Source organism: Brucella sp. IR068 (assembly GCF_049065885.1).
Taxonomy (GTDB): domain Bacteria; phylum Pseudomonadota; class Alphaproteobacteria; order Rhizobiales; family Rhizobiaceae; genus Brucella; species Brucella intermedia.
Genome location: NZ_JBAKHE010000002.1, coordinates 456,063 through 470,071 on the forward strand (window position 1 = coordinate 456,063; position 14,009 = coordinate 470,071).

Here is a 14,009-nt window from a genome sequence, read left to right on the forward strand (position 1 = left end):
CTTGACGTTGTTGGACGCCGCTTCTAGAACCGGTTTGAAATTTCGACAGACTGAAAGCGAGTTTCAGTTCCTATGGGGGCTTAATAGGCTTTTCTTGATTGAAAATTCAAGAAAATTGCGCTTCCAGAATTTTGTTTAGGAGATAGGTACGGTGAACGGGAGCGGCAAGAGGCTCTATCTGGACTATAATGCCAGTGCTCCGTTGCTTGAAGAGGCGCGGGATGCGGTCGTCAACGCACTCGGCATTACCGGAAATCCATCCTCCGTGCATCGTGAAGGCCGCGCCGCACGCGCGCTCGTTGAAGCAGCGCGTCGCAGCGTTGCCGCGCTCGTCAATGCCAGGCCGGACCATGTTTTCTTTACATCAGGTGCAACAGAAGCCGCTTCGACGCTGCTGACACCGCACTACATGATGGGACGGTCGCCGGTCCGCCTGTCGCATCTCTATGTGAGCGGGACGGAACACCCATGCATGCTGTCCGGTGGCCAGTTTGCCCCGCAGGACGTCACGGTGCTGCCGGTCGACGCAAACGGCATCGTGGAGCTTGATTCCCTGAAGGCTGCCCTCGGCCGTCACGACAAAAGCGCCGGACTGCCACTCGTGGCGATACAGGCTGCCAATAATGAAACGGGGATCATTCAGCCGGTTGCCGAAATTGCCGCTATTGTGAAAGCTGCTGGCGGTATTTACATCGTCGATGCCGTGCAGGCTGCTGGACGCATTAAATTAGACATTTCAGATAATTGCGGTGATTATCTCATAATCTCCTCACACAAGATCGGCGGACCGAAAGGTGTCGGTGCCATCATTGCCATTTCCGATCTCATGATGCCGCGCGCGCTTGTTCGCGGCGGGGGGCAGGAGAAGGGGCATAGAGCGGGAACCGAAGCCCTGCCGCTGATCGCCGGTTTCGGGGCCGCGGCTGATGTCGCCAAAGCGCGGCTGGACGGAGATGGCTGGTCTCCGGCAATGCGGGACAGGCTGGAAGCAGGGCTGGCCGCAATTGCACCAGACGCGGTGATCTATGGCCAGTCGGTCAACAGACTGCCGAACACCACATTCTTTTCGCTTGAAGGACAGAAGGCCGAAACCGTGCAGATCGCATTTGATCTTGGCGGGGTCGCTCTTTCAGCAGGTTCGGCCTGCTCGTCTGGCAAAGTCGGTCCCAGTCATGTCCTGTCGGCAATGGGATACGGAGACAGTCTGGGGGCGATCCGCGTTTCACTGGAGCCGACCGCAACGCCCGATCAGGTCGATGCGTTTCTCGAAGTGTTTCGCAAAATTGTCGAGCGCCGCGCTAAAAGAGCCTGACCCAAGCCGAAATTGAAGTTCCGCCCCGGGGACGTATGTTACCTGCAAGCGCAGTTTCACGGGGGAGTTTTATAAGTTGATTGTTTTAATCGGCATTTTTTCGGGCAAATTTGCACCCGGCGCTTGAAATTCAGTTTAGAGAGGTTTTAAAGAAGGGCCACGCACACTATATCGAGACGGTAATCAAGACTATTATCGCCTTGACGTTTGCAACTGTCGGGCCTTGACCCCGACGAGGATGGAGAACGCCGATGCCTGCAGTGCAGGAGACCATTGATCAGGTCCGCGGCCTTGACGTGGACCAGTACAAGTATGGCTTCGAGACGACGATCGAAGCTGAGAAGGCCCCCAAGGGCCTTAACGAAGATATCATCCGCTTCATTTCCGCCAAGAAAAACGAGCCGGAATGGATGCTGGAATGGCGTTTGAAGGCCTATGAACGTTGGCTCACCATGGAAGAGCCGACCTGGGCTCGTGTCGATTATCCGAAGATCGATTTCCAGGACGCATATTACTATGCGGCGCCGAAAAACCAGTCCGGTCCGAAGTCGCTCGATGAAGTCGATCCGGAATTGCTGAAGACCTATGAAAAGCTTGGTATTCCGCTGCGCGAGCAGGAAATTCTTGCTGGCGTTCGCAAGCAGGGCGAGCCGAGCGAAATCGACGGCAACCCGTCCGATAATGTCTATGCGTCGGGCCGCGTGGCCGTTGATGCCGTGTTCGACAGCGTTTCGGTCGTCACGACCTTCAAGGAAGAACTCGCCAAAGCTGGCGTGATTTTCTGCTCGATTTCCGAAGCGATCCGCGAGCATCCCGAACTGGTGCAGAAGTATCTGGCTTCTGTGGTTCCCGTTTCGGACAACTATTATGCGACGCTGAATTCGGCTGTCTTCACGGACGGTTCGTTTGTCTATGTTCCGAAGGGCGTTCGCTGCCCGATGGAGCTTTCGACCTATTTCCGCATCAACGAAAAGAACACCGGTCAGTTCGAACGGACGCTCATCATCGCCGATGAAGGCGCGTATGTTTCTTATCTCGAAGGTTGCACCGCACCGCAGCGCGACGAAAACCAGCTGCACGCGGCTGTCGTTGAGCTGATTGCGCTCGAAAACGCCGAAATCAAGTACTCGACGGTCCAGAACTGGTTCCCCGGCGACAAGGATGGCAAGGGCGGCATCTATAACTTCGTTACCAAGCGTGGCGATTGCCGTGGCGATAATTCCAAGATTTCGTGGACCCAGGTAGAAACCGGTTCCGCAATCACGTGGAAATATCCGTCCTGCATTCTGCGTGGCGACAATTCCCGCGGCGAGTTCTATTCGATTGCCGTTTCCAACGGCCATCAGCAGATAGACTCCGGCACCAAGATGCTGCACCTCGGCAAGAACACGTCGAGCCGCATCATCTCCAAGGGTATTTCGGCCGGCAAGTCGAACAACACCTATCGCGGACAGGTTTCTGCCCATCGCAAGGCTGAGAATGCCCGTAACTTTACCCAGTGCGACTCGCTCCTGATCGGCAATGATTGCGGCGCGCATACGGTGCCGTATATCGAGGCGAAGAACGCCACGGCGCAGTTCGAACACGAGGCAACCACCTCCAAGATTTCGGAAGACCAGCTGTTCTATGTGATGCAGCGCGGGATTCCGGAAGAGGAGGCAATCGCTCTCATTGTCAATGGCTTCGTGAAGGAAGTCATTCAGGAACTGCCGATGGAATTCGCCGTCGAAGCCCAGAAGCTTATCGGCATTTCGCTTGAGGGCAGCGTCGGTTAACCGACGCGCCCATTCCATCTCGCATCAGATTTTCTGGCCAGCCTTTTCCTGGCATTAGAACAAGGTTTACATTCATGCTTGAGATCAAGAACCTCCATGCAAAGATCGCCGACACGGATACAGAGATCATCCGTGGCCTGAACCTCACCGTGAACAAGGGTGAAGTTGCTGCGATCATGGGTCCGAACGGTTCGGGCAAGTCCACGCTTTCCTATATCCTCGCGGGTCGCGAGGACTATGAAGTGACGGAAGGCGACATTCTCTATAACGGCGAGTCGATCCTCGAACTCGACCCGGCCGAACGCGCCGCCAAGGGCATCTTCCTGGCTTTCCAGTACCCGATGGAAATTCCGGGCGTTGCCACGATGGAATTCCTGAAGGTTGCGATGAACAGCCAGCGCAAGGCGCGTGGCGAGCCGGAACTGAAGATTCCTGAATTCATCAAGCGCGTGAAGGACGCCGCTGGCGGCCTCAACATCGACATGAACATGCTCAAGCGTCCGCTCAACGTTGGCTTCTCGGGCGGTGAAAAGAAGCGCGCTGAAATTCTGCAGATGCAGCTTCTGGAGCCAAGCCTTTGCGTCCTCGACGAAACCGATTCCGGTCTCGACATCGATGCGCTGAAGATCGTTTCGGAAGGCGTGAACGCGCTGCGTTCGCCAGATCGCGCCGTGGTCGTCATTACGCACTATCAGCGTCTGCTCGAGCATATCATTCCGGACAGCGTGCACGTTCTGTACAAGGGCCAGGTCATCAAGTCCGGTGACAAGAGCCTTGCGTTGCATCTTGAAGAAAATGGTTATGCCGACGTAATCGGCGAAGCTGCCTGAGGAGGGATGGATCATGAATATCCAGACCGCCCCGGCTGCCAAGCCGCGAACGCCGGCTGAAACTGCGCTGATCGACAGCTTTGCCGACCGCATGGGCGACCTGCCGGGCAATGGCGACGTTGTCGTTGCACGTGATGCGGCCCTTGAATCGCTCAAGGAAAACGGCATTCCGTCCCGTCGCGTTGAAAGCTGGCACTACACGGATTTCCGTACGCTTCTGAAAGGCGTGGCGCCCTTCGATACCTCCGCGGGAACGCAGGCATTGCCCGCGCTGATCGCCGGTTCGTCGATTGTCGCTGCGAGCAACGGCGTTGCTCTTGCTGCGAATGCACCCCAAGGCGTGTCGCTGACGCCGGTCCGCGAAGCGCTGGCTGACGGCTCGCTCGTCACCCAGCTCCGGTCACGGGGCTTCGACGATACGATTGGCCAGATCAACGCTGCCTATGTCAGCGATGGCTGGATGGTTTCGGTTGCAGATGGCACCGAACTGGAAGCTCCGCTGGAACTCCAGAATATCCAGAAGGCCGGACAGGGACACACACGTTTCCCGGTTCGCATTGGTGCCAATGTCAAGGCCACGATCGTGGAACGCCAGAATGGCGGCGAGGGCGATGCCTTCTCCACTTCTGTCAACCATGTAACCGTTGGCGATGGCGCCGAAATTCTCTGGGTTATCCTGCGAGATTTCGGCCAGGCAACGCAGCTCTCGCAGTTCAATGCGACCATGGGCAAGGGTTCCCGCCTGACGCTTTACATCATCAATGCGGGCGGCAAGCTCGTGCGTCAGGAAGTGCACGTCAACGTGGCCGGAGAAGATTCCGACTTCGAACTGCGCGGCCTCAACCTGCTGGCTGACGACAGCCATACCGACGTGACCATGACGGTCGGCCATCTTGTGGAGAACACCCGTTCGACCGAGATCGTCCGCAATGTGGTCAAGGACCGCGCGCGCGGCGTCTTCCAGGGGATGATCCGCGTTGCGCAGATCGCTCAGAAGACCGACGCCCGCATGGCCTGCAACACGCTGCTGCTGTCGGATGAAGGCGAGTTCGATGCCAAGCCGGAACTCGAAATCTTTGCCGATGACGTGGCCTGCGGCCATGGTGCGACGGTTACCGAATTGTCGAAGGACTATCTGTTTTACCTGATGGCCCGAGGCATTCCGGAAAACGAGGCTCGTGGCCTGCTGATCAAGGCTTTCATCGCCGAGATTATCGAAGAGCTGGAAGACGAAACGCTGGTTGAAGCACTGGAAGAAGTGCTGTCCAACTGGCTCGCCAGCCATGCCTGATTGATTGAGGCGGAGCGTGTGAATATGCGCTCCGCCTTTTCCTGCCGAAACGGCAAGAGGAACGATCATGGACCATAAGAATCCGCTTTTAGCGCGCTATGACGTCGAAGCGATCCGCCGGGATTTTCCGATCCTTTCGCGCGAAGTGCACGGCAAGCCGCTCGTCTATCTCGACAATGGCGCATCGGCGCAGAAGCCGCAGAGCGTCATCGACGCGGTTGCTCACGCTTATTCCAACGAATATGCCAATGTTCATCGCGGGCTGCATTTTTTGTCGAATGCGGCAACCGATGCCTATGAAAAATCGCGTGAGACGGTACGCCGTTTCCTGAACGCCGGTTCGGTTGACGAAATCGTCTTCACAAAAAATGCGACCGAGGCGATCAACACGGTCGCCTACGGCTATGGCATGCCGAATATCGGCGAGGGGGATGAAATCCTGCTGTCGATCATGGAGCATCACTCCAACATCGTTCCGTGGCATTTCATTCGCGAAAGACAGGGTGCGAAGCTCGTGTTCGCACCGGTGGACGACGAAGGCACCTTCCACATCGCAGAATTCGAGAAGCGCCTGACGGAACGCACCAAGCTCGTTGCGATCACGCATATGTCGAATGCGCTTGGAACGGTGACGCCGATCAAGAAGATCGTTGAACTTGCCCATGCGCGCGGTATTCCCGTTCTGGTCGATGGAAGCCAGGGCGCTGTGCACCTTCCTGTCGATGTGCAGGATCTCGGCTGCGATTGGTATGTCTTTACCGGCCATAAGGTTTACGGCCCATCCGGCATTGGTGTGCTCTATGGCCGGTCGGAAATGCTCGAGAAGATGCGTCCTTTCCAGGGCGGCGGTGAAATGATCGAAGAGGTGACGGAAGAATACGTCACCTATAATCATCCGCCGCACCGTTTCGAGGCAGGCACGCCTCCGATTGTTCAGGCTATCGGTCTTGGCGCAGCACTTGAATATATGGAAAAGATCGGCCGTCACGCGATCCTCGCTCACGAAGAGGACTTGCGTGATTACGCCCACGAACAGCTTGGACGCATCAACAGCTTGCGCATTTTTGGCAATGCGCCGGGCAAGGGAGCCATCATCTCATTTGCGCTTGAAGGAATTCACGCGCATGACGTGTCGATGGTGATTGATCGGGCAGGGGTTGCGGTGCGTGCAGGAACGCATTGCGCGCAGCCGCTCTTGAAACGCTTCGGCGTTACATCTACATGCCGTGCATCCTTCGCCCTGTACAATACCCGCGCTGAAGTGGATGCATTGGCGGAAGCCTTGGAAAAGGCAAGGAAGTTTTTCGGATGACCGACATGGAACAGAAAACTGAGGATCGAACCGTCTTTTCTGCCTCCGCCATCCCGCAGGAAGAACTCCTGCGCATGACGGATGACATCATTGCGGCCTTGAAAACGGTCTATGATCCGGAGATTCCAGCCGATATCTACGAGCTGGGCCTCGTCTACAAGATCGACATCGAAGATGATCGCACCGTGAAAATCGAGATGACGCTGACGGCTCCCGGCTGCCCGGTGGCGGGCGAGATGCCCGGCTGGGTCGAGAATGCCGTCGGCGCGGTCGAAGGTGTGTCAATGGTGGAAGTCACCATGACGTTCGATCCGCCATGGACCGCGGACCGTATGTCCGAAGAGGCACAGGTAGCCGTCGGCTGGTACTGAAATCAGTCTCTGCTCCTCCCGAAGTCGAGAGCCGGCCCCGGGAGGAACGCTTTCAAAATCCGGTTGTCTTCGAGTAATGCAGGGATTGCTTGCCCCAGCATGCCTGAAGCAGCCCGGCAACGCCTCCCAATGCCGTAGCGAATGAAACCAGTCCCTGTCCCCCCTTGAAGGGCAGGGTAAAGGTTGCGCTCAGCAGTTTCCATAATCGGCTAAGAAACCTGACTGGGAACTGCTTTATTGCCCGCCAGCGGTTCACTCTGTATTGGAGCGCGAATTCACTCGCATTATGATCCCGGTTCCTACGGAAATGGTAAGAAAAGCTTATTCTGCAACAAGGGACGGTTTCATAGACAATCGCGTCGGGCGCCCAGCCGGTCCTGGCGCCGAGTTTTTTGGCTTTAAGCCACAGGTTCCAGTCTTCTCCACCCGTCAGACCCAATTGCGAATCAAACCGTAACCCCGTTCTTCGAAAGAAGTCGAGCCTTCCCATCCAGCTGCCGGTTGCAACCTTGATGGCGTCGGCCTTGTTTTCCTGCCACTTCTGACGCGCACGCAGTTCAGCTTTGACGCTGTTCTTCTCAACGCCGGACCAGATCAGGTTTTGCCAGATATTCAGTTGCGGATTGAACGGCCTTGGCCGTACCGGCGAGCCAAGGATATCGAGATTCATGCGCTGCTGCTCGGCCAGCAGTTGCTTCAGCCAATCGGTTGCGACAGTCTCGTCATCGTCTACAAAAACAAGAAAGTCCGCTCCCGCCTGTTCAGCAAAATCAAGGGCGCGATTACGTGCAGACGAAATGCCGATGCGTGTTTCGAGCAAATAAAGCACCGGGTATGGGTAAATTTTCGGCCTCATTTCGGCAAGCCAGCCATCCAAGGTGTTGGCCGTATGATTCTCGACAACCAGAAATTCGATTCTTAAAGAATCCGGAAAGTCCAAATCGCATAAAGACAAATAAAGATTTGCAAGCATTCTTGGTCTATTGCGCGTAATAGTCGCAATAATAATACTAACTTTTTCCATTTATAAATCTCTATTATAGATATATCTAAATAATTTGAGGTATGGAAATATAATAAAGAAATATTCAGTATTACTATGGTTAAAGTTAGGCAGAATTAAGTAAGCGAAATTGCGGGGGAATCCTGCACCGAGACCCTGTGTAACCGGCAGTAATCAAGCTCGAAGCGGAGGCGCACTCGAATCCAGAAATCAAAAATGTGGCCAGTTGTGGAGAATGTTCCACAATGAACAATCCGCCTTGCGCAGCGCTGTAATAATAACGATGAGGATCTAGGTGGGAGGTGTTATTGCCAGCTTATGTCATTGTAACAAAAGCACAATCCTCCGATTATGAGGATATGTTGGTGCCCCCAGAGAGACTCGAACTCCCGACCCCCTGATTACAAATCAGGTGCTCTACCAACTGAGCTATAAGGGCACTTGCGCCCGATTAGCACAAATGCAGCGACTGTAAAACGAAAATTCGTCGCAAGCAGGTCATGGCAACCGGGTTTTTCATGTGATAGCCAATAGCGGGTTGGGAAAACAGTGGCAAACTTGTCAGAGTTGGGCCGGATTCGGGACTGTAAACATGGAAGATAAATCGCTCGCGCTGCATTTTCTGTCATCAGGAACCGAAGAATCACTGCTCGCACAAAAGGATCTGGTGGCTCGCTACGGCCATGTAGCGGCGGAAGATGCCGACATCATTGTCGCGCTTGGCGGTGATGGAACCATGTTGCAAGCCTTGCGCGACTTCATGAGCAGCGGCACGCCGATCTATGGCATGAATCGCGGGTCGGTTGGCTTTCTCATGAACGAGTTTAGCGTGGACGACCTGCCAGCCCGTATTTTGGCCGCTCAGATGGAAACCATTCGCCCGCTCGTCATGGTCGCAGAAACGGAATCCGGACAATCGTTCGAAGCATTGGCGATCAACGAAGTTTCCCTGTTCCGCCAGTCCTATCAGGCCGCCAAGATCAGGATAACGATCGATGGCAAGGTGCGGCTCGATGAACTTGTTTGTGATGGTGTGATGGTCGCGACGCCAGCAGGCTCCACCGCCTACAATCTCTCGGCGCAAGGGCCGATCCTGCCGCTTGAGGCGCCGCTTCTGGCGTTGACCCCGGTAAGCCCGTTTCGCCCGCGTCGGTGGGGTGGGGCGCTGTTGCCCAAGCATGTGACCGTTCGTATGGATCTGCTGGAAACCGAAAAGCGTCCCGTCAACGCAGTCGCGGACAATAATGAAGTCAAATCGGTTCGTTCCGTCACGGTGCGGGAAGCGCCGAACAGCCAGGTCGCCATTCTTTTCGATCGCAATCATTCATGGGATGAACGCATCCTGACGGAACAGTTCAGGCATTAGCTCTGGCAGGAAAAGGGCGCGCGACCTGAGCAGTGCCGATTGCTTTTTAGCTTTTGATAATTTGAATAAATTTGTTCATGTTCGACGTTGATTTCGATTGTTGCAGCATGATTGAAGCAATTTGATATCTTTCGATGGTATTTTAGTTGACTTTTGCACGCTGTAGACGTAGGCGATGCTGCAAGAAAACGCATATTGCGTTGCAGACGCCTTATTCTGCCTTGGTTCCTGCGCCCGATGACGCGGCTGCAATGACAGGATGGGTGGAAACCATTTCCAAACCAGAGAGCTGCGCCTCCATTGACGACATTTGCCGAACTCGGTCTTTCCCCGAAAGTGCTCGCCGCTGTTGAAGCGGCAGGATATACTGCGCCCACGCCCATCCAGGCCGGAGCCATTCCTCCAGCCCTTGAACGCAAGGATGTTCTGGGCATCGCGCAGACGGGAACCGGAAAGACGGCCTCTTTCGTGCTTCCCATGCTGACGCTTCTGGAAAAGGGCCGGGCGCGGGCGCGCATGCCTCGCACGCTCATTCTGGAGCCGACCCGTGAACTCGCCGCGCAGGTCGAGGAAAACTTCGCCAAATACGGCATCAATCAGCGGCTGAATGTGGCTCTTCTGATTGGTGGCGTTTCATTCGATGACCAGGAACGCAAGCTGGAGCGCGGTGCGGACGTCCTCATCGCGACGCCTGGCCGCTTGCTCGACCATTTCGAGCGCGGCAAGCTGCTCCTGACCGGTGTCGAAATTCTCGTCATCGATGAAGCCGACCGCATGCTCGACATGGGCTTCATTCCAGACATCGAGCGCATCTGCAAGCTCATCCCGTTCACGCGTCAGACGCTTTTCTTCTCGGCCACCATGCCGCCGGAAATCACCAAGCTGACCGAACAGTTCCTGCATTCTCCCACGCGCGTCGAGGTCGCAAAGGCCTCATCGACGGCCAAGACCGTCACCCAGCGCCTGGTGAAATCCACCAAGAAGGATTGGGACAAGCGCGCGGTGCTGCGCGATCTCATCCGCGCCGAAGGCGATACGCTCAAGAACGCAATTATCTTCTGCAACCGCAAGAAGGACGTATCGGAGTTGTTCCGCTCGCTGACGCGGCATGAATTCAACGCCGGAGCCCTGCATGGGGACATGGATCAGCGCGCACGCATGACCATGCTGTCCAATTTCAAGGACGGCAAACTGCAGTTGCTGGTCGCGTCCGACGTGGCTGCCCGTGGTCTCGATATTCCTGATGTGAGCCACGTTTTCAATTTTGATATTCCGATCCATTCGGAAGACTATGTTCACCGCATCGGCCGTACTGGTCGCGCGGGCCGTTCCGGCAAGGCCTTCACCATCGTGACGCCTTCGGATACGAAATATCTGGCTGCTATCGAAGACATGATCGGTGAAAAGATCGAATGGCTGGACGGTGATCTGTCCACCCTGCCGGCCTCCGACGAGGCGGACGATCAGCGCAAGGGCAAGAATGCGCGCGGCAAAGGCAAGGACGCCAAGGGCAAGGAAAAGCCGAAGGACAAGGCGAAGGCCAAGCCTGCGGAAATCGTTGATCCTGCCGAGCAGCCCCAGCCGGTCATTGAAACCAGTGACCGCCGCGATGCGATCCGCGCTTCCAATGACGAGCGCCGCGGCAAGCCGCAGCACGAACAGAAGCGCCGTCGTGATCGTGACGATGACGGCCCGTCGCCTGTTGGCTTCGGCAACGATATCCCGGCCTTCATGCTGATTCCGACCGGAATCTGATGGGAGAAAACTGAGAATGTTCAATCGGCTGCAAGCGAGCGCTTTGCAGCCGATTTCTTTTTGGGCTTGGTTTTTTCGCTTCGCAAGGCCGCGTCATAGGCGAGGCGGGCCCAGCGCGTCATCACTTCCGGATCATCGAAAGCTTCACTTGGCACGCTCCAGTAGGGCATGGCGACAGGTTCGCCGCCTTTGCGTCCTTCATAGGTCCATTGGGCCGCGCCAGCGTCAATAAATTGAGGAATGGTTGCTTCGTCAGCCTTGAAGAGCAGCTCGTCGCGAACAACGAGCGCAAAAATCATGCCCTGATGATAGATGCCCTTGCCGCCGAACATGCGGCGGATGGTGACGGGACCAAAGTCCTGCAACAGATCGCGGAGAACTTCGTCATCCATCGGCAGGCGGACCTTTGTCTGGCGTCAGGCTGCGCCCTGCATCTGGCGCAGGCTTTCCGGAGAGGCGGCTTTGATTTCAACAGACTCACCGCATCCGCAAGCCGAGGTCTGGTTCGGATTGTTGAAGACAAAACCCGTGCGCAGGGTCGTCACCTCGAAGTCCATCTGGGTGCCGAGCAGGAAAAGAACGGCCTCCGGTGCGATGTAAACCCTCGCACCATCCTTTTCGATGACATCGTCGCCAGCCTTGGCTTCGGTAACGAGATCGATGGTATATTCCATCCCGGCGCAGCCGCCCTTTTTCACGCCTACCCGGATACCCAGGGCGCCGTCCCGCGATGCGATGATCTCGCGTACGCGATCAGCTGCTTTGTCGGTTAGCGTCATGACTGCGAAACGGCCCATTTTCTCTCTTCCGGTATCGTGCTGGCTTATGGACGGAGAATCGTCCAGTCTTGTCGCAACAGGCTGAGTTTCCTCTGCGATTGCCACGTTTTCACTATAGTTAGTGTTGTAACATCATTACTGCAATACACCAAATCGGGAGCGTCCCGAAGCGCTCTGCAAAATATTGCTCGGAAGAGGAGAAGCGTATGTCGAATGACCGGATGAAACCTCTCATGCTCGCTGCCGTGATCGGCCTTCTGGGTGCAGGGGCAGCAGGCTTTGCAGCCGGAGGCGCCCTGGCGCAGAATCCGCCGAAGGGCGCGCCTGAAGAAACGCCGAGAAACGTCCAGGAAAAGCACGATAATGCTCCCGAGCCAGTTCAGGAAACCAAGCCTTCCGAACAGACGCAGGACGCCGCGGGAGGCGTGACGGTTCCGGATTATCGCGACGATCGTTCCACTCCACAGGCGCTCATCGAATCCTATTACAATGCGATCAACCGCAAGGAATATGCGCGGGCTTATGGCTATTATTCCGAAGAGGGGCGGGAACCGGACTTCAAGACCTTCCTGAAAGGTTATGAAAACACCAAGAGCGTGAAGGTGGCGTTGCGAAAGACCGATCCCGACCCGGGGGCGGGGCAGATTTACTGGAGCCAGCCGGTGGCCATCGAAGCGGAAACGGCGGATGGCAAGAAGGAAGTCTTCACAGGCTGCTATACGATTCACCTTACAAATCCTGCCATGCAGGAGGACCCGCCCTTCAAGCCGATGCAGATCATGACGGGCTCGCTCACCAAATCCCCGCTTGAACTGGAAAAAAGCGTGCCCGAGACCTGCGAAGCGCCTTGACTCGAAATGGCAAAAAGGCCCTTGACCTTACCACGATGGGAAGCTCCATCTTATGGCCATCCCTAGAAGGAGTGATTGATTTGATGAAGTTTTCCATTCCCAAGATGAAATGTGGCGGTTGCGCCGATAGCGTTACAGCCGCCTTGCGCGGACTTGATGCGACGGCTCCCATCGAAATCGACCTCGAAAAGAAGGAAGTCGAGTTCGGCGGCAACGTTCCCCAGGACAGAGTGCTCTCCGCCCTGGCTGCAGCCGGGTTTCCAGCGGCAAACGCTCAATAATGTGATTTCGGCTGCGCTTGTTTCAATGCGCTGCAGAAGATAGAGCCGTCCCCGGAAGCATGATGCAGTTCCGGCTAGGCTGTACGTCGAGAACAGATGCCGGGAAGCGAAGGGCTTTCCGGCATTTTCATGTCCCGACGCGCCGTAGCACTCAAATGGAGTGACCTCGGGCGCGCCCGGTGAACTCCGGCGCGGTGATCGGGGAACAGTGAGCATAAATGCCGCAAATGCTGTGTTTCATTGACTGGACCCGCGATTTTTGCCACATCAACGGCAAATCTCGTTTATGGTGCTCCGGCAGGATGCAGGGCGCTCCAATGGCATGAAACATCGCACTTCGCGATAAGGAAGGGTTTAGGGCTATGGCAGCCGATTTCCAGGATCTTCGCACAAAGATGGTCGACAACCAGATCCGCACGACGGACGTAACCGATCTGGCAGTGATCGATGCTTTCCTGACCGTCCCGCGTGAGGCGTTCGTTCCGGCGGCACGTCAGGTCCTTGCCTATATTGACGAAGACCAGCTTCTTGAAAGCGAAGGCAAGCAGCCTCGCTATCTGATGGAGCCTTCGCCTTTCGCCAAGCTGGTGCAGCTCGCAAGCATCAAGAACACGGACGTCGTTCTCGATGTCGGCTGCGGCACCGGATATTCCGCCGCCATCCTTTCCAAGCTGGCCGGTTCGGTCATCGGCCTCGAAAGTGATTCCGTATTGTCGGCTGCCGCCACTGCCCGTCTCGCAGAATTGGGCTATGACAATGTTGTGATCGTTTCAGGCGAACTGCAGGCAGGCTATCCTTCGGAAGCACCTTATGACGTGATCGTCATTGAGGGCGCCGTCGACTTCATCCCGGACGCACTTCTCGCCCAGTTGAGGGACGGCGGACGTCTCGTTGCCGTTGAAGGGCGCGGGAATGCCGGAGTTGCGCGGATTTACGTTAAAGAAAATGGTGTTGCATCAGGACGCGGTGTGTTCAACACTGCGGTTCGTCCGCTACCGGGCTTTGAACGGATTCCGCAGTTCGAGTTTTAATTTTAGCGGATGATACAATTCTGCAACGCTGTGGAATTTGTTTGTGCAAGCT

The 14,009-nt window shown here is 55.9% G+C and carries 14 protein-coding genes and 1 tRNA gene; 11 read left to right on the forward strand and 4 right to left on the reverse strand.

The window, feature by feature from the left end:
- The first annotated feature begins 151 nt into the window (after window positions 1–151).
- The 6 genes from ACOWVS_RS05190 to ACOWVS_RS05215 all read left to right on the forward strand — a co-directional run bounded on the left by ACOWVS_RS05190 (window position 152) and on the right by ACOWVS_RS05215 (window position 6,891).
- The gene (locus ACOWVS_RS05190) at window positions 152–1,312 is read left to right on the forward strand and encodes a cysteine desulfurase family protein (protein WP_021585089.1); all 1,161 of its coding nucleotides are present in this window, start codon (window positions 152–154) and stop codon (window positions 1,310–1,312) included.
- Window positions 1,313–1,563: 251 nt separating this feature from the next.
- A complete protein-coding gene (gene sufB, locus ACOWVS_RS05195) occupies window positions 1,564–3,087 on the forward strand; it encodes a Fe-S cluster assembly protein SufB (protein WP_006466708.1) in 1,524 nt (507 codons plus the stop codon).
- Window positions 3,088–3,161: 74 nt separating this feature from the next.
- Window positions 3,162–3,917, forward strand: coding sequence for a Fe-S cluster assembly ATPase SufC (sufC, locus tag ACOWVS_RS05200; protein WP_021585091.1), 756 nt, complete (start codon window positions 3,162–3,164; stop codon window positions 3,915–3,917).
- A gap of 13 nt (window positions 3,918–3,930) precedes the next feature.
- Window positions 3,931–5,208 carry a Fe-S cluster assembly protein SufD gene (gene sufD / locus ACOWVS_RS05205; protein WP_021585092.1) on the forward strand — a complete coding sequence of 426 codons (1,278 nt, stop codon included), beginning with the start codon at window positions 3,931–3,933 and terminating at the stop codon, window positions 5,206–5,208.
- 67 nt (window positions 5,209–5,275) lie between these two features.
- Window positions 5,276–6,520: a cysteine desulfurase gene (locus ACOWVS_RS05210; RefSeq protein WP_021585093.1), complete on the forward strand. Its 1,245-nt coding sequence runs from the start codon at window positions 5,276–5,278 to the stop codon at window positions 6,518–6,520.
- Window positions 6,517–6,891, forward strand: coding sequence for an SUF system Fe-S cluster assembly protein (locus tag ACOWVS_RS05215; protein WP_006472145.1), 375 nt, complete (start codon window positions 6,517–6,519; stop codon window positions 6,889–6,891). The genes ACOWVS_RS05210 and ACOWVS_RS05215 overlap by 4 nt, the downstream gene beginning before the upstream one ends.
- 52 nt (window positions 6,892–6,943) lie before the next feature.
- On the opposite strand, the gene ACOWVS_RS05220 is transcribed toward ACOWVS_RS05215, so the two are convergent.
- Together ACOWVS_RS05220 and ACOWVS_RS05225 are read right to left on the reverse strand one after the other, a co-directional pair.
- Window positions 6,944–7,915, reverse strand: a complete 972-nt coding sequence (locus ACOWVS_RS05220; protein WP_006472146.1) for a glycosyltransferase family 2 protein — start codon at window positions 7,913–7,915, stop codon at window positions 6,944–6,946.
- Window positions 7,916–8,257: 342 nt separating this feature from the next.
- A tRNA-Thr gene (locus tag ACOWVS_RS05225) sits at window positions 8,258–8,333 on the reverse strand.
- Between the two features lie 153 nt (window positions 8,334–8,486).
- Here ACOWVS_RS05225 and ACOWVS_RS05230 point away from each other — a divergent pair.
- Together ACOWVS_RS05230 and ACOWVS_RS05235 are read left to right on the forward strand one after the other, a co-directional pair.
- Window positions 8,487–9,260, forward strand: coding sequence for an NAD kinase (locus ACOWVS_RS05230; RefSeq protein ID WP_021585095.1), 774 nt, complete (start codon window positions 8,487–8,489; stop codon window positions 9,258–9,260).
- A gap of 300 nt (window positions 9,261–9,560) precedes the next feature.
- Complete coding sequence (locus ACOWVS_RS05235; RefSeq protein ID WP_006472148.1) at window positions 9,561–11,015, forward strand: DEAD/DEAH box helicase; 1,455 nt, start codon at window positions 9,561–9,563, stop codon at window positions 11,013–11,015.
- A 20-nt stretch (window positions 11,016–11,035) separates the two neighbouring features.
- On the opposite strand, the gene ACOWVS_RS05240 is transcribed toward ACOWVS_RS05235, so the two are convergent.
- On the reverse strand, window positions 11,036–11,407 hold the full coding sequence (locus ACOWVS_RS05240; RefSeq protein ID WP_006472149.1) for a TfoX/Sxy family protein: 372 nt from the start codon (window positions 11,405–11,407) through the stop codon (window positions 11,036–11,038).
- 24 nt (window positions 11,408–11,431) lie between these two features.
- Complete coding sequence (gene sufA, locus ACOWVS_RS05245; protein WP_006472150.1) at window positions 11,432–11,812, reverse strand: Fe-S cluster assembly scaffold SufA; 381 nt, start codon at window positions 11,810–11,812, stop codon at window positions 11,432–11,434.
- Window positions 11,813–12,000: 188 nt separating this feature from the next.
- Between sufA and ACOWVS_RS05250 the strand changes: the two genes are divergently transcribed.
- The 3 genes from ACOWVS_RS05250 (at window position 12,001) to ACOWVS_RS05260 (ending at window position 13,957) form a co-directional block, all read left to right on the forward strand.
- Window positions 12,001–12,645, forward strand: a complete 645-nt coding sequence (locus tag ACOWVS_RS05250) for a hypothetical protein (RefSeq protein WP_006472151.1) — start codon at window positions 12,001–12,003, stop codon at window positions 12,643–12,645.
- Between the two features lie 80 nt (window positions 12,646–12,725).
- The gene (locus tag ACOWVS_RS05255; protein WP_006472152.1) at window positions 12,726–12,926 is read left to right on the forward strand and encodes a heavy-metal-associated domain-containing protein; all 201 of its coding nucleotides are present in this window, start codon (window positions 12,726–12,728) and stop codon (window positions 12,924–12,926) included.
- 362 nt (window positions 12,927–13,288) lie between these two features.
- A complete protein-coding gene (locus tag ACOWVS_RS05260) occupies window positions 13,289–13,957 on the forward strand; it encodes a protein-L-isoaspartate O-methyltransferase family protein (RefSeq protein WP_006466725.1) in 669 nt (222 codons plus the stop codon).
- The last annotated feature ends 52 nt before the right edge of the window (window positions 13,958–14,009 follow it).